The sequence below is a fragment of the Chloracidobacterium thermophilum B genome, from assembly GCF_000226295.1.
In the GTDB taxonomy this organism is placed as follows: domain Bacteria; phylum Acidobacteriota; class Blastocatellia; order Chloracidobacteriales; family Chloracidobacteriaceae; genus Chloracidobacterium; species Chloracidobacterium thermophilum.
This window is the reverse complement of the sequence record NC_016024.1, coordinates 930,048-948,563: the sequence shown is the minus strand read 5'-3', so window position 1 is coordinate 948,563 and position 18,516 is coordinate 930,048. Positions and strand designations below refer to the sequence as shown.

Sequence of the window (18,516 nt, the reverse complement as noted above, 5' to 3'; positions counted from 1 at the left end):
CGGGACCAGCCGCCCGCAGCGGCGCTAGGTCGTCAACTTTTTCACGCTGTCGCGGTCGCGGTAACGGGCTTGTGTCTTCGGGTTGCCAAAAATGGCATCGGCAATCGGGGGAATCTTGCCGAGATACATCAACGGGCGGTACCACCACGGCACGACGATTTTGCGCCGGGGCGACCGGATGGCTTTTTCAATGGCGCGGGCGACGATGTCCGGCCCCGGCATGGCATAGCGCAGTCCGGCGGTCATCTCGGTGCGAATGAATCCCGGCGCGACGAGTACGACGTGCAGCCCGCGGCCTTTGACTTCCCGCCGCAGGGCATCGTTGAAGCCACGCACGGCGAATTTCGATGCGGTGTACATCCCCACCGTGGCGACTTCCCCGGCCACCGAGCCGATGTTGACGATGACGCCACCGGGCGGCAGGTGTGGCAGCGCGTACTTGGCACACAGCGCACAGCCCAGAACGTTGACTTCAAGCACCTGCCGGAGCAGTTCATCGCGGGTGTCACACAGGTTGAGACCGCCGCCGGTGCCGGCGTTGTTGACAAGCACTTCCAGCTTTCCGAACGTGGCAATGGTTTCCTGCATAAGGCGGCGTACGTCGTGGCTTTGGGTCACGTCGCCAACGACCACGAGCGCCTGCCCGCCCTGTTCCCGGATGGCCGCGGCCAGCTCCTGGAGTCGGGCTTCACGCCGGGCAAAGAGGACAACTTTGGCGCCCTGTGCGGCAAGATGCCGGGCCGTGGCTGCGCCAATGCCGCTCGATGCGCCGGTAATGACGATGACCCGATCCTTGATGTTCATAGGAAGTGGCTCCACGCTGCTGGAAGCGTCAGGAAACTCTGACCGGCGTGCCGTCAGTGAGGCGGTCAAGGGCCGTGGTGATGACCTGTTCGCCCGGCTTGAGACCTTCGGTGATTTCGACCGATTCGCCATCGCGTTTGCCCAGGCGTACCTTGCGTTCCACGGCCTTGCCGTCCACAGCCACGAAGACTTTTTCGACGCCGGCCACACTGACCACGGCCAGGGACGGGATGAACACCGCCGGGACATCACTGGCGATGTCCACATACACCCGCGCAAACATGCCCGGTTTGAGCAGCCCCTGCGGATTGGGAGCCACGGCTTCGACCATCAGCAGCCGCGCCTGCTGGTTGAGGACGGGGCTGATACGTGCCACGCGCGCCGGAAAATCGCGTCCCGGATAGGCATCGGTCGTAAAGCGCACTGGCATATTGGGCTTGACGTAGGACACACCGACTTCGGCGACATTGGCCTGCAACCGGATGGGATCGAGCCGGACAATGGTCACGATGTCCCGGTTGCCGCCCTGTTCGTTGATGAAGTCGCCACGTGACTTGTGGCGGACGCTGACGAACCCGCTGATGGGGGCGCGAACGGCGGAGTCTTCAAGTTTTTTTCTGGCCAGCCGCACTTCGGCCTGGCGCTGTTCGACCATGCCGATGCGCATGACGGCTTCATCGCGGGCCGCCTGGTAACGGGCTTCGGCCGCGCGGTAGTTGGCTTCGACAGTATCCCACCGCTGCCGGGGGACATCCCCCGATTCGACGAGGCGCTGGGTTCGTTCCATCTGGGCGCGGGCGTCATCGAGCGCGGCTTTGGCCTGGCGCACCGTGGGGACGGCTTCGATGTCTATGGGGTCACGCCGTCCGGCTTCGCCGAGCATGGCGCGGGCCTGCGCCAGGGCAGCTTCAGCCTGCTGGAGCTTGAGTTCGTATTCCCTGGGGGAAATGCGAGCAATGACCTGTCCGGCCTTGACCGGGCTGCCGACATCCACGGTGAGTTCGGCGATTTCGCCGCCGACCTGACCGGCGACGACCACCTGCTCATCAGGCACGAGCGAACCGACGGTTTCGATGGACTTTCTGATGAGCCGTTCGACGGCCGGAGTCGTTCGGACTTCGAGCACTGGCGGCGGTGCAGCATTGTCAGCGGCGGCGCTGACTGTTTCTTTCTTGTGTGAGCAGCCGCTCAGCAGGCTGACCAGCAGCAGCACCAGCACCCCTTGGAAGTGCGGGCTTCCGCCTCCCTGGGAAGGCGGGCGTCCCGCCCGCCAGACATGACTCCAACAAAGCAGCTTCTTCATGACGGTACAACGGTTTCGCTGGCAGGATGAACCCGGGCCCCGGCTGCCGGCCGCCGGATGCCCTCAAAGAAAATGCTGCTGTAGGCGCGTGCGAGCGCTTCGGGCGATCCGGTCACGGTCTGGTCGCCGTGAAGCTGCTCGAACATCGTTTGCAGAAAGGGCATGGCAAAGAGGGAACGCGCCGCCACATGGGGATTGACTTCCCTGAACGCGCCTTCACGGATGCGGGTTTCAATGTAATCGGCGAGGAAGTCAAAAATGTCGCGCACATAGAGCCGGAAGAACATATCGGAAAGTTCGTGGCCTTCGAGGGCGCTGAAAAACAGCAACCGCTGGAAGGAATAATCGGCGCGGTGCCGCTCGATGACGTGCCGCATGATGGTTTCAAAGAAGTTCTGGTCATCGCGCCGGGCGGCCAGCTCACGCATGCGCTCCCAGAAACTCCGGGCGTCGGCGTCCTTCATCTTCTGGTCGAGAATGGCAGCATAGAGGTCCTGCTTGGTCGCAAAGTGCCGAAAAATGATGGCCTCACTCACACCGGCACGCGCAGCAATTTCTTTGGTTGTGACGCCATTGAAGCCCTTTTCGGAAAACTGCTGCATGGCGATGCGGACAATCTGCCGCCGGCGGTCTTCACCCGACATGCGACGGGACGTGGTTGCCGGGCGGGCAGTTGTTGGTGGGGCGCTGGTCATGGCGGCCAAGGTATGCTTGCTCACAAAGTTAGTATTCACTTACTCACCAGAGACTATACTGGCGTCCCATCCGCCGACAAGCTAGTTTTCCACCTATGACGGCGGAAACCTCTTCTTCTGCGCCCGCACTGATCTGGCGGGCGGCGCACTTTACGGAACTGACGGTGGATGAGCTGTACGCCCTGCTTCAGGCGCGGGCCGCGGTATTTGTCGTTGAGCAGCAGTGCATCTATCAGGACATTGACGGCATTGACCGCCAGGCGCACCACATCCTGGGCTGGCGACAGACGGCGACGGAACGCGAGCTGGTAGCCTACTGTCGGCTTGTCGCGCCGGGCGTCAAGTATGCCGAGCCATCCATTGGGCGGGTGATCACAACAGCGGCCGGACGTGGACAGGGGTTTGGCAAGGCGCTCATGCAGCAGGCGCTGGCCCTGCACGAGGCGCTATATCCTGGTCGGGGCAACCGGATTTCGGCCCAGCAGTATCTGGAACGTTTTTACCGGGCTTTTGGCTACCGGACGGTTTCCGCACCCTACGATGAGGACGGCTTGCCGCACGTTGAGATGCTCCGTGAGGGCAGCCCGCAAGCAACCTGACCGATGTCACTTGAAACACCGGTGACGACCCTGCTTCTGATTCGGCACGGGGAAACAATTGACGGCCCGGCCCCCCGCTGCCATGGCTGGACGGACCTGCCGCTCTCGGATACGGGCCGGACGCAGATTGAGCGGCTGCGCGAGTACCTGCGCGCCTACCTGCGCGATGGGCAACCGGCGGCGATATACAGCAGCGACCTTCAGCGTTCGCGCCAGACAGCGGACATTCTGACCGAAGGGCAGGACCTGCGCCCAACGGCCGTGCACGCCCTGCGTGAAATCAACTTTGGCGACCTCGAAGGTTGCCTGGTGGATGATCTGCCGGAGCGCTTTCCGGCAACGGTTGCCGCGTGGCGGAGCAACCCGGCAACCTGCCGGTTTCCCAACGGGGAGAGTTTTCAGGAAGTCAAACAGCGGGTCCTGCCGACCGTCGAGCGGTTACTCAGCGCACATGCCGGAGCAACCATTGCGATGGCGCTGCACTCCGGCGTCAACCGCATCATTCTGGGCTGGGCGCTTGGTCTGCCGGATGAGTATCTCGTCCGACTCGAACAGGACCACGGCTGTCTCAACGTCATTACCTTTGGGCCGCTGCATCCGCGGCTGCGGCTGCACAATTTCGTCCCGGTGCTCACTGGCTCACACTGAAGGCAAACTTCTCCAACTGCTCAAGGCGGTCCTTGTTCCGCATAACCAGATTTCCCTCCGCATCAAGGGCGACGACGTAGGGTTGGGCGGCTGGCATGGGCTTCTGAAAGATAACCTTTCCGTTGGCATCAGTCACAGCAACGAAGCCTCTGAAGATTTTTCCCTTTCGGCCTTCAAGAAGACCAATCCAGCGGGTTGTGCCGTCTTCCAGATTTACGGTATCAGTTATGATAAGTTTGACAACCGCCGGATACTTTTCAAAAGGCATGGGTGAAATTTCCAGAAGCCTTTGCTTGTCGAAGTCATAAAGCTTTCCAGAGGTATTGGAAACAAAGTTGACTCTGCCCCGGTTTCGTACAAACAGGCCTTCGAGAGTCTCGTGAGTCGGGATGTCTTTGACAACCGTGGCAATGGTTTTTCCATCCCGCCCGATGTTTCTGATCTCGGCAGTCTGTGCCATGCCGAACCTGCTGGCCAGTGACTTCTCTACCCCAAAGACCCACAGACTTCCATCCTGGTCAGCCATAATGTACCCTCCGAGAAAGTCATGAAGAGGGACAATGGATTCCAGCACCCCATCCGCTGTGTAATGCGCAATCCAGTTCTCAAAAACCTTGAACTTGCCAAGAAGCAGATAGACATCTCCCTGACTCGTGACATCTGCATCCATCAATATATATTCTGCAAGTGGGCCCTCCATGAGGTTTTGAACCTGGCCACTTCCCTGTGAAATCCTTTTCAGACCAAGCGCACTGACATTCCCGCTCAGAACCGCTCCCGAAACATAGAGATTGTTCCGACCATCGAGCTTTATTTTCCTGATGGTGTCGAAATCCAGGGAGGCTGTATTGCCCAGCAGACCGATCTTCCTGATGTCTTCCAGGCAGGCTACCTTCAGAAAAGCTTCCCGCTCCCGATGTAACTCTTCATAGGTCAAGGTGGAGGCCGATGCCTCGGCCGGATGAGAACTCCAAAGGTCAGGCCGGGTCAGCGCGAAGACACCCAAAACCACACCAGGGATAGCAAAGGAAAGACAGGCAGACTTCAGGGTGAAACGGAACATGGCTATCTTCTCCTTACATGTTTTGGGACCTCAGGGATGAAGCAGTGGGTACGCATCGCAGTCACCACAATCAATCACACGCAATGATGTGGCATCACAGTAGCAATTCCACCTGAAGCAACCGGACAGGCAGATTCGTACGTGGCATTGACAGTTGTGGCAAAGCTGGAGGACTTCAAAGTACCGGAATTCAGGCGATCCCGTCTCGCCTTTGATGCATGCCTTTTGTGCCAGGGACGGCGATGGCAGGAGCATTGCCCAAGTAAGGGCAAGCAGCAGGGCAGACAGCAGCGCACGTTTGGATGGCATTGGGGTTGCTTCCTGTACTTCATAAGGGTTTATTGCATGAGAGCAAAAAAAAACAGCTTGTCAAGCACAAAGCGTCCACACGGCAACAATCACAACAAAAGGGGAAGGTCAGAAACCTACTGCCTTGCGACCTGATGTGTCTTCAACCTGCCGCGCCACCTGCCGCCCCAGCGCGCAGGCTTCGGCAACCGGGAGGTCCCGGATGATGACCGGCGTCTGTCCGGCTGTGTCGAGGATGAGCGTGGCCAAGCCCAACCGCAGATCGAAAGGCGTCTGTGCCACGACCACCGCCTGGATGTTGTTGACCGGAATGGCATACACGGCGTGGCTGGCCCATCCCTGCCGCACGAACCAGTAGCGTGCACCGGGAAGATAGGCACGGGCGCGGTAGTCCAGCCAGCTCACCAGCCCGATGACCGGCAAGCCCACCAGCAGCGGCCACAGTCCATACGGCCATGACCACCACCACAGCGCCGCGGCCGTCAGCGCCACCAGCCACACCGAACGCCGCAGGATGCCGCGCCGAACCGCCAGCGGCGACACCTTGCGCCACGCACCCGGCGCCATGACGCAACCGGGCATAAACCGGGCCAGCAGGGCTTCGGCTGCCGCCGGGCGGATCAGCGGCACCAGCACCCCCCGCCCCTGTTGCTCTTCCTGGCGCTCGTAAGCCACACCGGCGACATCCACCCGCAGCGATGCCCAGCCAAACAGCCGCCGCAGCGGGGTTTGCTCAATGGCCAGCAACTGAATCCGCGCCGGTGACAGACTGCTGATGTGACGGGTCAGCAGCCCGTAGGTACGCCGCAGGGCCGTTCCCTGTTCGGTCAGCCGAAAGTCGTAAAAACGCACTACGGTCATGACGCCCGAAGCTGCCACGCTCAACAGCATGAGCAATGCCACTGACAGGAAGACCGTTGTCAGCATCATGGTCGTACTCTGGCCGCCAAGTGCGCGAACCGCCGCTTCGATCCCCCGGAGCAAAGCCCGCCGTCCGGCGTCCGGCAGCCATTCTTCGGCAAACCGGAGCAGCGCGCCGAGAATGACAAACAGCGTGAAAATGCCGTTTGAGGTCAGCCCGGCAATGAGCAGTTCCGGCCACCCCAGCCTCACCAGCGGCACTTCCGCAATGGCCGGCGCTTCGGCTGGCAGGGCTCCGGCTTGCGGTACGCCCTCGCTCCGGTGCTCGAACACACACCGGCGCAAACGGGCAATGTCATCAACGGAGAGCAGGGCCAGTGAGGCTTCAACGCCGCCGCCGGTTGAAGTTTCGATGTCGGCCCGGGCAACCCCCAATTGGCGCTGGATGAGGTTCTGTTCGAGGCGGATTTCCTGAATGTTGGCAAGGGGAATGTGCCGCTCCTGACGGCGCAGGATGCCTTGCTCGACGACCAGCTCGCCCTGCTCCACCCGGTAGCGGAAGGTCCAGTAACGGGCAACAACCAGCAACAGGTTGGGAATGCCAAACGTCAGCACCAGCAACGTGCCAAAGACACTGAAGCCGGAAAAGACCCAGTAGAGCAGCGGAATCAACATCTGGCGCGCCACGGCAAACAGGCCGAACACGAGCGTCCAGGGATGAAGTCGCCCGGCCAAAGGCAGCCGGTAGGCGGCTTCGGCGTTCACAGTGTGGCGTCTCCGTTGGTCGTTTCCGGGGCATCAGGTGGCGTCACGGAAGCCGGCAGCGGCCGGTGGTGAAGCTGTCCGATGAGCTGGTCGCGCAGGGCAGCGGCTTTGCCGGCAGCCAGGCCCGGCAGGGGCGTACTCGACTCGTGCATGCCGGCGGTGTGGAAGACAAGGGTTGCCAGGCCGTACGACCGCTCAAAAAGTCCCTGCCGCAGGTCAATATGCTGGATGCGCGACAGCGGTATCAGACGGCTCTCCCGAAACCACACCCCATGCCGGACTTCAATGACGCGGTCAGTGATGCGGTAGGCGGAATAGCGATAGGCCAGCGGCGGATACCAGATGGTCTGAACCACCGCCACAACCAGTGCCAGCACCCAGGCCGCCAGCAACGCCCAGAACCACAGTCCCAAAGACAGCATGATGCTGCCCACCGTGATGATGACGAACGTCACGGACAGCAGGATGGCCCACTCAATACCCCCATTGAGCCGCCACAGAGCAATGACTTCCGGCTCCAGCGCCGAGAAAGCCTCCGGTGTTGTCTGTGGAGCTTCCCCGGCTACTGACGCTGCTATAACCGTCTCCGGTGTCCATTCCGTCATTGTGGCTGACCTGTCGTGTCGGCGGTGTCCTCACCCTCTGCCGGGGCAGTCACCGACCCCGGCGCCTCGGTCAGCGTCGCCTCCGGCTGCAACCCCGGCGACGTGGCAGCCGCCAACGTCGGTGCCTCATCGGACACCACCCTCCCACCTACCATCTCCCGCATCGTGTCCGACAACGCGGCTGACCGTCCCAAGGGCGCGGACTGGACTGTATCTGCCCCGCCCGCCACCTTGTCGGCCAGACGTTCCAACTCCACCGCCGCCTCCGCCGCCGCCGGACGCTCCCCAGCATCCTTCGCCAGCAGCCGCAGCATATACCCGCTCACCTCCTCGTCCAGCCCCGCCACCAACACCCCAGGACGCTCCGGCACTTCATGCACGTGCGCCAGCAACACCCGTATCCCACTCTCCCCACGCCCCCCAAACGGCAACACCCTACACACCATCTCGTACAGCATCACCCCAACCGCATACACATCCGCCCGCCCGTCATACTCACCCCCTACCACCCGCTCTGGCGCAACATACGCTGGCGTCCCCACCACCGCCCCCGTCCCCGTCAATGTCTCCAATCCTCCCACGCCTCCACGCTCCAGCACCGTCGCTATCCCAAAATCCACCACCTTCACCACCTCCTCCCCGCTCGACCAGTCCACATACACGTTCTCCGGCTTCACATCCCGATGCACCACTCCCACCGCGTGTGCCGCCGCCAACCCACGACACACCGCCCCGCACACCCGCAACGCCCGCTCCACCCCCATCCCACCACCACGCATTTCCTCCCGCACCGCATACCCCTCCAGCAACTCCATCACCAGATACGCCATCCCCTCCCCGGACACCCCGGCATCCACCACCTCCACCACGTGCCGATCCCGTATCTGCGCCGCCAGCAACCCCTCCCGCCGAAACCGCTCCAAAGCCTCCGCACTGTCATTCCCAGCCACCGGCTTGAACACCTTCACCGCCACCCCGCGCTGCAACCCAAGATGCTCCCCCACAAACACCACCCCGTACCCGCCTGCCCCAAGCTTCCGCCCCAACCGGTACTTCCCGTCCAGCACCGTCCCCGGCAACGCCTCCGCCAATGCCGAAAATATCCGGTCGGCACGCCGCTGGCTCGCCTCCAGCGCCGCCACCTTCTCGTCCAGCGCCGCGTTCTTCCGCTCCACTTCGGTCTTGGCCGCCGCCAGCGCCTGATTCTGCGCCTCCACCTCCGCCTTGGCGGCGGCCAGCGCCGCCGTCCGCTCGGCCACCTTCGCTTCCAGTTCCGCGTTCTGCCGCTCCAGCGCCCGCAGCCGCCACCGCACCCCGGCATAGACCACTCCGAACCCGCAGCCCACGTACCCCACCCACGCCCACCACGTCAGCCACCACGGCGTGGCAATCCGAAAACGTATCCGGGTGGGCTGGCTCTCGCGTCCGTATCCGTCACGTACCCAGGCGGTGAAGACGTACTCGCCGGGCCGGAGATTGGTGAAGGTGCGCCGGGACTCGGAACCCCAGTCAGTTGGCTGTTCATCGAAGCCTTCAAGATGGGTTCGGTAGCGCAGGCGCGAGACGGCGATAAACGTCGGGGCTGAGATTTCAAAAACCAGACTGCGCACACGAGCGGGCAGCGTCAGTCCGTCGGCAAAGCTTTGGGGATTGGCATCGGCGGTTGCGGCCTGAAGCCTCGGCGGTTGGGGTGGCAACGCCAGCGCCTCCGCCGCCGGATTGAATACCGCCACGCCGTTGGGGGTTCCACCCCAGATGCGCCCCAGCGGGTCCACCATCGAAGCGCCGCCGTTGAACTCTCCGCTGGGCAAACCGTCTTCGGTGTCAAAGGTTTCGATGGTGAAGTTGCCATTTCCCCGGTAGGTCAGTCGCGCCACGCCCTTGTTGGTCAGTGCATAGGCGCGCCGTTGCGCATCGAAGCGCACCTGATAGACCGTGTCGTTGGGAAAGCCGGGCGTCGTCGTCTCTGACCACACCTGAAAGTGAAGTGGCGTACCATCGAGTTCTGCCGTAACGAGGCCGCCGCCCTCCGTCCCGGCAAACAGAAACTGCCGTCCGTCGGAAAAGTCCATGACCTGGACGGTCATGACCGTGTTATTGGGCAGCACCGGCGCCTGCCACACCTGCCATTGCCCGTTGACCAGCCGCGCCAGTCCGCCGTTTTCCATTCCCACCCAGAGACTTTTTTCGCCGGCGGGCGACACACTTTCACAAACGGCGTGCAGGTTGTCGGTCGGCAGACCGCTGGCGGTGTCGAAAACCGTCCACCGCTCCGCCTCGAAGCGCAGCAGACCGGCGCCGGCCGTGACAATCCATAGACCGTCATCCGATTCGAGAAAGCCGCGCACACTTGCCCGTTCGAGTTTGGGCACGGCACGCACCGGCGCGACCCGCCCCCCGGCCGGTCGGCGGAACAGTCCGGCCTGCGTTCCAATCCACAGGGAACGACCGGTCTGCGCCGCAAAGGTTTCATGCACACTGAACACCGTGTTGGTCGAAAGGCCGTCGGCCACGGTGAGCTGCTGCCAGCGCCCATCCGCGTAGCCAACCAGTCCGTTGCCGCGTGTCCCGAACCAGTAGTTGGTTCCGCCATCGGGACGCCGCACGGCGCACATCCCATAGACACTCGCACCGGCGAGGGTGGGGATGTTGTCGAGTGTGGCCCAGCCGGTAAATGAAACCTGGAGCAGGCCGCCATCCGTGCCGACCCACAGCCCGACGTGCTGCCCCGGAGTGGCGGACGGCAGGGCGAGCAGGCTCCAGACACTGACGTTGGGCAGCCCATACGCCGCATCGAACGCCCGTACAGCCTGAAGGTCAGGCGGATTGTCCGGGAGCAGGTACAGCAAGCCGTCACCATCCGTTCCAACCCACAGGCGGCGTGCCCCCTGGGGCGGCGTCGTTTCGGTCAGTGTCGTGATGCGGCTGCGGATCGGCAGCGGCCAGCGCCGCCAGGTACGGTTTTCCCGGCGCCAGAGCTGTCCCTCGCTGCCCCCCACCCAGAGCGCCCCTGTCCCGTCCACGTAACCTGCCGAGACACTTCCGGTTGGGCCAGCGGTTATGGTTTCCCAGGTGTGTCCGTCATGCCGAACCAGTCCCTTCGGTGTGCCAACCCACACGCTGCCGTCGGGAGTTTTGGCCAGGCAGAGCACCCTCTCGCCGGAAAGCGGACCCGGCAGGACTTCGATGTGCCGTGTCGCTGCCCGCCAGACGGCCAGCCCGCGTTCCGTGCCAATCCAGAGTTCACCTTCCGTCCGCTCCAGCAGACAATTGACCCGACCGGCCGGAAGCCCGGTGGTTTCATCCGCGTTTTCCCAAGTGGCATCGGGCAGGCGGCAGGCGAGTCCGCCATCCTGGCGTCCGAACCACAGGCGTCCGTCGCCAGTGGGCAGGCACACCCGCAGGAAGTTCGACCGCTGGCGGTTGGGCATGGCAAAGGTTTTCCAGGTGCGTCCGTCGAACCGGGCGGCACCATCCTGGGTCGCCACCCAGAGATACCCTTCCCGGTCAGTCGCCAGGCTCATGGCGGAAACCTGGGGTAGTCCGTCTTTCCCGGTGAAGAGGCGCGTCAACGGACGTACCGGCGGCCCGTCCGAAACGTCTGTTACAGGACGTGGGTCAGCTCTTATCCCCCCGGCAAACCCGGCCAGCACGCACCACAGACCGAGTAGCCAAATCCGGTGCAGCCGTGGCATGGTTGTGCGGGAACATACACTTTGCAGCCACAGCACAGCATCACCTGACGAAAGGTACATCTCCAACCCGTATGCCCACACGGCAAGCCATCATCGTTGAAGCTTTTGGCGGCCCTGATGTCCTCCACCTGATTACGGAAGAAACCCCAGCCCTTGAACCCGGTTTGATCCGTGTGGCGATTGAGGCCATTGGCGTCAATCGGGCTGACATCCTGCTCCGCACCGGAGCTTACCATGGTGCGCAGCCTCCGGCGCGGCCGGGACTCGAAGCGGCTGGCGTGGTGGTGGAGTCACGTGCCGCCCGGCTACCGGTTGGCAGTCGGGTTGTCATTTTTGGCCACCGGAAGGGTCTCTATGTGACGGAAGCCGTCGTGCACGAGGATGAAGTCGCTTTGCTTCCCGAAGTGGTCACCACGACGACGGCCGCGGCGCTGCCCGTCAACTGGCTCACGGCGTGGTATTGCCTGCACCGCCTCATCCGGCTGCGCCCGGATGACACGCTGCTCATTCCGGCTGCCGCCAGTGGCGTCGGGACAGCCGCTATCCAGATCGCGCGCCACGTCGGGGCGACGGTCATTGCGGCCGCAAGCAGCGCGGAAAAACTGGCCTTTGCCGCCCGTCTCGGCGCGAACATTCTGGTCAACTACGCCGAAATCAACCTCCTTGAAGCCCTCCGGGACATCACTGAAAACAAGGGCGTGACGGCCTTTCTCGATACGGTCGGCGGGCAGACTTTTGCCGATGGACTCAAGGCGTTGGCTCCCTTTGGACGAGTGGCCGCACTGGCGAATGTGACACTCGAACCGTCGCTTATCAACGTACGGGATTTCTACCCCAAGAATGCCCACATCTACGGCTTCCAGTTGGGCAACCTCATGGCGGCCGGGCGCTACCCGGAGGCACGAACTGACCTTGAAGCTATTCTGGCGCAGGTTGCCAACGGCACGTTTCAAGTGCCAATTGCGGCTACCTTTCCACTTGCTGCCGCCGCTGCCGCCCACAAACAACTGGAAAGCCGTACTGTCATGGGCAAACTGTTGCTGGTTACGGAGCGGTATTGAGCCAGCCAAAGGCAGGACGGCGTAAAACCAGACAAGGTACAGCCGCCGGAAAGCCGACCCTACTTGCAGGGTGCCCCTGTTGTCTCACGGCGTGCTGGTGAAGGCAGGGCGGGCCTCACTGGCCGTACACTTCCGCCCATTCCTCGTCAAAGGCCCGTGTTACCCGCGCAAAGCGGTCGGGAGGCACACTTGGATCAAGATTGCTCCGCAGGGCCTCGATGATGGCGCGCGCTTTCTCAAGATCAGTCCGGGCAACATCCACCTGCCGCAACAGCCGGTGGCAACGGGCCAACATCACCGCAATCCGCCACTGCCACGGCCGGGCGGTTTCATCCGGCAGTACCGCCAGTGCCTGGTGCATCAGTTCGAGAGCTTCAATCGGATGCCGGTCCAGACAGTGCCAATCGGCCAGCGCCAGCAGCGCATCACACTCGGCCGCCCGGTCACTGATGGATGAAAGCAGCTTCAGGGCTGATTGGAAGCACACCACGGCTGCACCGAGTTCCTCCCGCTGGCGATAGGCGCGGCCAATGGTCAGCGTTGCCAGCCCTTCAAGCTGACGGTTGCCAATCCTGAGGGCAATATCCAGCGCCGTCTGGGCCTTTTCGAGCGCCAGGGAGGATTCTCCCAACCCGATGTGGCATTCCGCGATGTTAATGAGTTCAATGCACTCACTGCGGGGCCGATTCAGTTCCTGGGTAAGCTGGCGCGCCCGTTGAAAATGCCCTATGGCGGTTTCGTAGTCGCCCTGGGAGCGCAGGGCAAAACCAAGGATGCTGGTGGCAATCGAGAGGGCCAGCGGGTCAGACAGCCGCTCCACAGCGGCAATGCCTTCTTTGGCCAGCGCCACCGCCGTGGCAAACAATCCCTGCCGGGCGCGGACGAAGCTCCCTTCCCGCAGGGCAATGGCTTCAATCTGGCGGTCCCGGATGGCGCGCGCCAGCGCCAGAGCTTTTTCCTGCGCATCAGCCGCACGCGCCAACTGCCCCAGCCGGTCGTACAGTGTACCAATCATTGCCATCGTTCGGGCTTCGGCGCGTTTGTCGCCCTTGCGCCGCAGGATTTCAAGGGACTGGTGGCAGTAGAGCAGCGCCGAGGAGTACTCGCTCCGGGCCTCGCACAGTTCACCAAGCGCCGCCAGCGTCTTGCCCCGCAGGTGCTCGTCCTGGGAAGGACGCGCCAGGGTCTGGGCAAGCTGGAGCTTTTTTTCAGCCTCATCCAGCCGGCCGATGTGAATGAGCATCTGCCCGTAGTTGAGGTTGAAGTCGGCAATGAGCCGCAGTTGCTCTACGGGCACGTTGTCGAATGATGCCTGCTTCTCATCAAAGATGACATCCACCAGGATGTTCAACCGGCGCTCGGCTTCTTCGGCCCAGCCGTAAAACTTAAGGGCCTCATCAATGGCCCAGCTCCGCCAGGCATGAGTTCCGGCCAGGGCGGCATAGCGCAGGGTGGGGAGATACTCCGCCGCGTGGTAGAAGTGAAAGGCCAGTTCACCCGCCAGGCGGCTGCTGCGCCCGGTCACGGTCGTCGCCTTTTCAAGCGCATATCCCACCGCGGCATGCGTTGTGCGCCGCCGCCGCCGGTTGAGCCGGTTGTAAAGCACCTTCTGCACCGTTCCGTGGCGAAAGCGGTAACTGTCTTCCTCGGCTTCGGTCAACTCGGTGATGATGCCCTGCGCCAGGCCCTCCTCGACCGCCGCCAGAACTTCCCGTTCCGGGCGCTCGGTCACTTCCACGAGCAGGTCAAAGGTAAAGTCCATGCCAATGACCGCTGCCTGGGACAACAACTCCAGAGCCGTCGGAGAAAGACGCGAAAAGGAAGCCTCAACGACCTCTACGACCGACGGCGGCAGGGAGACATCCGTCAGTGGCGGAAACACCCAACTGTCTTCCTGACGCACAATATGCTGGGTCTGCACGAGGTGGCGCAGGATCTCGGCCAGAAAGAACGGATTGCCACGGGTCTCCGCATGCAGACGGGCCACAGTGCTGCTGGCAACCTTCAGATTGGGAAACGTCGTGTGGAGCAGCGCCGTGGACTCCTCCAGAGACAACGGTTCGAGCGTCAGGGACTGATACCCAACCGACTGATTGACAGCCCGCATCCAGTTGCGCAGGGGATGCTGCTCGGTCAGCACTTCCGTCCGCGCCGTGAGCACCAGCATCAGTCGTTGCCCAACGGTTGAGCGCGCCAGATACGCCAGCAAATCCAGGCTCAGCTCATCAGCAAAATGCGCGTCATCCACAAACAGCACCGTGACCTGCTGGTGCGCCAGCGCCGCGTACAGCGCCACCAGATAGTCAAAGGCCAGATAGCGCTCGTGCTGGTTTTCCGACTGTACGGAATCGCAGAAGTGCAGAAACCCGTCCTCGGTGGCAAACTCCAGCGACACCCGCTCGGCCAGCGGACCGAGAATCTGCTGGACGACCGGCGGCTCATTGGCTTCAAGCAGCAACTGCAAGCTTCCCCGCAGGCTGTCGTAGAAGGACTTGTACGGCGTCCCCTGACCAGCCTCGTAGAAGGGCATGGTCAGAAAGGTGACTTCCTGACCGGCGAGTTGGCGGCGAAATTCCTGGAGCAGACGGGTTTTGCCGATTCCCGTTGGGCCAAGCACCAGCACCGGCTGTCCGCGCCCGGCCACCGTCCGGTCAAACATTTCCCGCAGCCGTTGCAGTTCCCGTTCCCGACCGACAAAGGCGTTGAAGTTCGGGTGGGCGCGCAGGGTGGATTCATCCAGCCCCTGCCGGTAAATGCCCCCCGGCACCTGCCGCTTCGCCGCTGCCAGTGCCTGCCCACCCACATCGAGCAGGCCAACACCAGTGACCGCATCATCCGGCGACACCACCACGGCAATCGTCACCTGCACCGGCAGTCCCCCGGTCACTTCAGCCCGCAGGAACCGTTGCTCAGCCAGGCGTTGCTTCATCCGGTCGGCAAACACGATGGCGTCGGCCGCCGTGTTGCCAGGCAGAAGGATGGCAAACTCATCCCCGCCCAGCCGCGCCACAATGCCCAGTTCACCCACGTGCTCACGCAGCCAGTGGGCCAGTTCCCGCAACAGGCTGTCCCCCACGGTGTAGCCGAAGCGGTCGTTGACGGCCTTCATGCCATCCACCCCCACCAGCAGCAGCGAAGCCGTCCGGCGGGCGGCAACGAGACTTTCCACCTCCTGCTTGAGAAAGGTCAGGTTCCGAATCCCGGTCAGGCTGTCGTAGCGGAGTGTTCCCGACCGGCGTACCACCAGGGAGCGCGGCGTGAGGTGCTCGGAAGTGCTCCCGAACGTCACCGGCGGCAGTGAACCGGTCGTATCACGGGCCGGTGGGGCGGAAAAACCGAACGACCCCGTGGCCCTCACATTGGTCAGCGACAACTGCAGGTCCTGGGCCAGTTCGGCTGCCGTCTGCGGCCGACGCGCCGGGTCTTTCTCCAGCGCCCGCAGCACGACATGCTCCAGCGCCCAACTCAGCTCCGGGTTCAAATCGCGCGGACGGCGCGGTGCTTCCGTCGCCTGCTGGATGATGACGGCTGAAACCGTCCGGGCATTGAACGGTACACTGCCGGTCAGCAGTTCGTAGAGAATGATGCCCAGGCTGTACACATCCGACCGCACATCGAGCGGCTCGCTCCGGCATTGCTCCGGCGACATGTAGTGGGGTGTCCCCACCATCAGCCCGTATTCGGTCAGCTTTGTCATGGCTGACGTAGCCGCCTGCTCATGCAGCTCGGCGACGCCGAAATCCACCACTTTGACGACTTCGCTCCCATCCCGCATGCGCGCCAGCATGATGTTTTCCGGCTTGAGATCGCGGTGCAGAATCCCTTCCTGATGGGCAGCATGAATGGCGGCGCACACGCTGGTCATAATGGCCACGGCGCGTTCGGGAGACAGACGCCCCGCCCGCTTGAGTTCTTCCCGCAGGGACTCCCCGGTGATGTACTCCATGACCATGTAGGCGCGGCCATCGGGCAGCGTCCCGAAGTCATAGATGGACACGACGTTGGGATGTTTGATCCGGGCCGCAGCGCGCACTTCACGCTGGAAACGGGCGACCGCCAGCGGAACGGATTTTGACTCCGGTGAAAGCACCTTGATGGCAGCCGTGTCGCCAATTTGCAGCCGCACGGCCGCATACACCGTGGCCATCCCGCCCACGCCAAGCACCCGTTCGATGCGGTACTTGCCGTCCACCGTCATCCCCAGCAGCGGGTCGGGCTGGTCATCGGTCATTTCCATCGGCGGCGACTCGCGTTCGGTCATGTGCAGGCCAAGGGCGTGATCACCTACATCCTGGAGTGGCTTCAGATGCAGCTCATCACGGTGAAAGATAACGAGTCGAGGGTTTCGTTGAGTGTGCGCGCCCTAAACGGTATGGGCCGCAGTCGGGCCACGTCAAGCTGTTGCCGACATTCGGCCGTACGTTGACGCCACAGGCATTGTGCGTAAGATCACCTTCAGTTTTCCAGTTGTTTACAGCGGACTATGCGTGTCGAGTTGGCGAAAACCTTTACGTTTGAAGCCGCCCATCATCTGCCTCACGTCCCGCCCCACCACAAGTGTCGGCGGTTGCACGGCCACAGCTATCGTGTGGAGATTGTCGTGCGCGGTGAAGTCGATCCCGAACTGGGCTGGCTGATGGACTTCGACGCCATCCGGCAGGCTTTTGAGCCGATCCGCCAGCAACTGGACCATTACTACCTCAATGACATTCCCGGACTCGAAAATCCCACCAGTGAAATCCTCGCCCGCTGGATTTGGGAACGGCTCGCGCCGGCCTTACCTTGTCTGTATCGGGTGAGCATTGCCGAAACCTGCACTTCGGCCTGCCACTACTACGGTGAGGCACCAGACAATGCGTAAGAGTGGATGCTTATGATGTCGAGTCCAGACCAGGCGCGGCGGGCATCGCTGCTGATTTTTATCGTTACACTGGTTGACCAGATTGGCTGGGGAATGGTCATCCCCATTCTTCCCACCTATGCCCGCACCTTTGGCGGCTCGGCAGTGGTCGTCGGATGGCTGCTGGCCTCGTATTCCATTGCCCAGTTGCTCTTTGCGCCAGCCATCGGGCGGCTTTCAGACCGCAAAGGGCGCAAGCCGCTACTGCTGGCCTGTATGGGCGGCTCGGCGGTGGCAGCCGCCGCCACCGGAGCAGCTTCGCTGCTGACGGATGGCGCGTTTGCCTTGGGCGTCCTGTTTCTGGCGCGGGCCCTGGATGGGGTGACGGGCGGCAACACGGCGCTGGCGATGAGTTACGCCAGTGATGTCAGCCCCCCGGAGCGACGCGCCCAGAGCTTGGGCCTCATCGGCGCGGCCATTGGGTTGGGCTACACGATTGGCCCGGCACTGGGCGGCATCATTGCCCACTACACCGATGCGGCCACGCCGTTTTATGTCGCCGCCGGACTGGCACTCAGCAATGCGCTGGTGATGTGGTGGCTGCTGCCGGAAAGTCTGTCCCCCGAACAGCGCGCCGAAGCCACCCTCCAGCACCAGGAAGGGCATATCACCTCGCTGGGGAACTGGTTCCGGCACCCACAGCTTGGGTCCCTGCTCATCATCAATTTTCTGTTCATCGTGGCGGCATCCTGCTACCAGATGATGCTTCCGCTCTACACCAACCTCCGCTTCGGCCTTGGGGAACGCGACAACAGCTACCTGTTTGCCTTTCTCGGTCTCACCATGACGGTGGTGCAGGGTGGCTGTATCCGTCCGCTGGTTCACCGTTTCGGAGAGCGCACCATCTTTGCGGTTGGTATCGGACTGCTGACAGTGACGCTGGCTGTTGCCCCATTTGCCGATACCGTTACGGGACTCGTCTGGCTGTGTGGCGGCATGGGCGTTGGGACGGCGCTCGCCAACCCGACCCTGCTGGCCCTGCTCACCAACCGCGCTGCCGAGGACGAACGCGGGGAAGTGCTGGGGGTGGCCGCTTCCGTTGCCAGCCTGGGGCGCATTCTGGCCCCGGCCTGGTGCGGCTATGCGATGAAACACGTCTCTGTGGCGTCCCCCTTCGTCACCGGGGCATCCGTTGCGGCGCTGGCTGCCGCCGTATTCCTGGCCTTTGTGGCGGTCAAAACAACAGCCTCTGCCCGGTCGTGAGTTGA

13 protein-coding genes are annotated in these 18,516 nt (G+C 62.7%); 5 read left to right on the top strand and 8 right to left on the bottom strand.

Going from position 1 to position 18,516, the window contains the following annotated elements; all coding sequences use genetic code 11:
- Window positions 1–24 precede the first annotated feature (24 nt).
- Genes CABTHER_RS03965 through CABTHER_RS15490 form a run of 3 tightly spaced genes read right to left on the bottom strand, consistent with a single transcriptional unit; the run spans window position 25 to window position 2,826 of the window.
- Window positions 25–804 (bottom strand): SDR family NAD(P)-dependent oxidoreductase, encoded by a 780-nt coding sequence (locus CABTHER_RS03965; protein WP_014099299.1) that lies wholly within the window; start codon window positions 802–804, stop codon window positions 25–27.
- A gap of 28 nt (window positions 805–832) precedes the next feature.
- Complete coding sequence (locus CABTHER_RS03960; RefSeq protein WP_081464683.1) at window positions 833–2,107, bottom strand: efflux RND transporter periplasmic adaptor subunit; 1,275 nt, start codon at window positions 2,105–2,107, stop codon at window positions 833–835.
- The gene (locus CABTHER_RS15490) at window positions 2,104–2,826 is read right to left on the bottom strand and encodes a TetR/AcrR family transcriptional regulator (protein ID WP_148263930.1); all 723 of its coding nucleotides are present in this window, start codon (window positions 2,824–2,826) and stop codon (window positions 2,104–2,106) included. Before CABTHER_RS15490 ends, CABTHER_RS03960 begins: the two co-directional genes overlap by 4 nt.
- A 71-nt stretch (window positions 2,827–2,897) precedes the next feature.
- Between CABTHER_RS15490 and CABTHER_RS03950 the strand changes: the two genes are divergently transcribed.
- Together CABTHER_RS03950 and CABTHER_RS03945 are read left to right on the top strand one after the other, a co-directional pair.
- Window positions 2,898–3,401: a GNAT family N-acetyltransferase gene (locus CABTHER_RS03950; RefSeq protein ID WP_014099296.1), complete on the top strand. Its 504-nt coding sequence runs from the start codon at window positions 2,898–2,900 to the stop codon at window positions 3,399–3,401.
- 3 nt (window positions 3,402–3,404) lie between these two features.
- A complete protein-coding gene (locus CABTHER_RS03945; protein ID WP_014099295.1) occupies window positions 3,405–4,049 on the top strand; it encodes a histidine phosphatase family protein in 645 nt (214 codons plus the stop codon).
- Here CABTHER_RS03945 and CABTHER_RS03940 read toward each other — a convergent pair.
- From CABTHER_RS03940 to CABTHER_RS15480, 4 genes are all read right to left on the bottom strand, one after another.
- Window positions 4,033–5,112: a hypothetical protein gene (locus tag CABTHER_RS03940; RefSeq protein ID WP_014099294.1), complete on the bottom strand. Its 1,080-nt coding sequence runs from the start codon at window positions 5,110–5,112 to the stop codon at window positions 4,033–4,035. The two genes, CABTHER_RS03945 and CABTHER_RS03940, sit on opposite strands and share 17 nt — an antisense overlap.
- Before the next feature lie 417 nt (window positions 5,113–5,529).
- Window positions 5,530–7,047, bottom strand: coding sequence for a PH domain-containing protein (locus CABTHER_RS03935; RefSeq protein WP_014099293.1), 1,518 nt, complete (start codon window positions 7,045–7,047; stop codon window positions 5,530–5,532).
- Window positions 7,044–7,652 carry a PH domain-containing protein gene (locus tag CABTHER_RS15485; protein ID WP_014099292.1) on the bottom strand — a complete coding sequence of 203 codons (609 nt, stop codon included), beginning with the start codon at window positions 7,650–7,652 and terminating at the stop codon, window positions 7,044–7,046. The genes CABTHER_RS03935 and CABTHER_RS15485 overlap by 4 nt, the downstream gene beginning before the upstream one ends.
- The gene (locus CABTHER_RS15480) at window positions 7,649–11,347 is read right to left on the bottom strand and encodes a protein kinase domain-containing protein (protein WP_187288412.1); all 3,699 of its coding nucleotides are present in this window, start codon (window positions 11,345–11,347) and stop codon (window positions 7,649–7,651) included. Before CABTHER_RS15480 ends, CABTHER_RS15485 begins: the two co-directional genes overlap by 4 nt.
- A gap of 71 nt (window positions 11,348–11,418) precedes the next feature.
- Here CABTHER_RS15480 and CABTHER_RS03920 point away from each other — a divergent pair, with 71 nt between their 5' ends.
- Window positions 11,419–12,408 (top strand): quinone oxidoreductase family protein, encoded by a 990-nt coding sequence (locus CABTHER_RS03920; RefSeq protein WP_014099290.1) that lies wholly within the window; start codon window positions 11,419–11,421, stop codon window positions 12,406–12,408.
- Window positions 12,409–12,523: 115 nt separating this feature from the next.
- On the opposite strand, the gene CABTHER_RS15475 is transcribed toward CABTHER_RS03920, so the two are convergent.
- Window positions 12,524–16,669: a protein kinase domain-containing protein gene (locus CABTHER_RS15475; protein WP_014099289.1), complete on the bottom strand. Its 4,146-nt coding sequence runs from the start codon at window positions 16,667–16,669 to the stop codon at window positions 12,524–12,526.
- 222 nt (window positions 16,670–16,891) lie between these two features.
- Here CABTHER_RS15475 and queD point away from each other — a divergent pair, with 222 nt between their 5' ends.
- Window positions 16,892–17,269, top strand: a complete 378-nt coding sequence (queD, locus tag CABTHER_RS03910) for a 6-carboxytetrahydropterin synthase QueD (protein ID WP_014099288.1) — start codon at window positions 16,892–16,894, stop codon at window positions 17,267–17,269.
- A 15-nt stretch (window positions 17,270–17,284) separates the two neighbouring features.
- Window positions 17,285–18,511: an MFS transporter gene (locus CABTHER_RS03905; RefSeq protein WP_228374071.1), complete on the top strand. Its 1,227-nt coding sequence runs from the start codon at window positions 17,285–17,287 to the stop codon at window positions 18,509–18,511.
- Window positions 18,512–18,516: the final 5 nt, after the last annotated feature.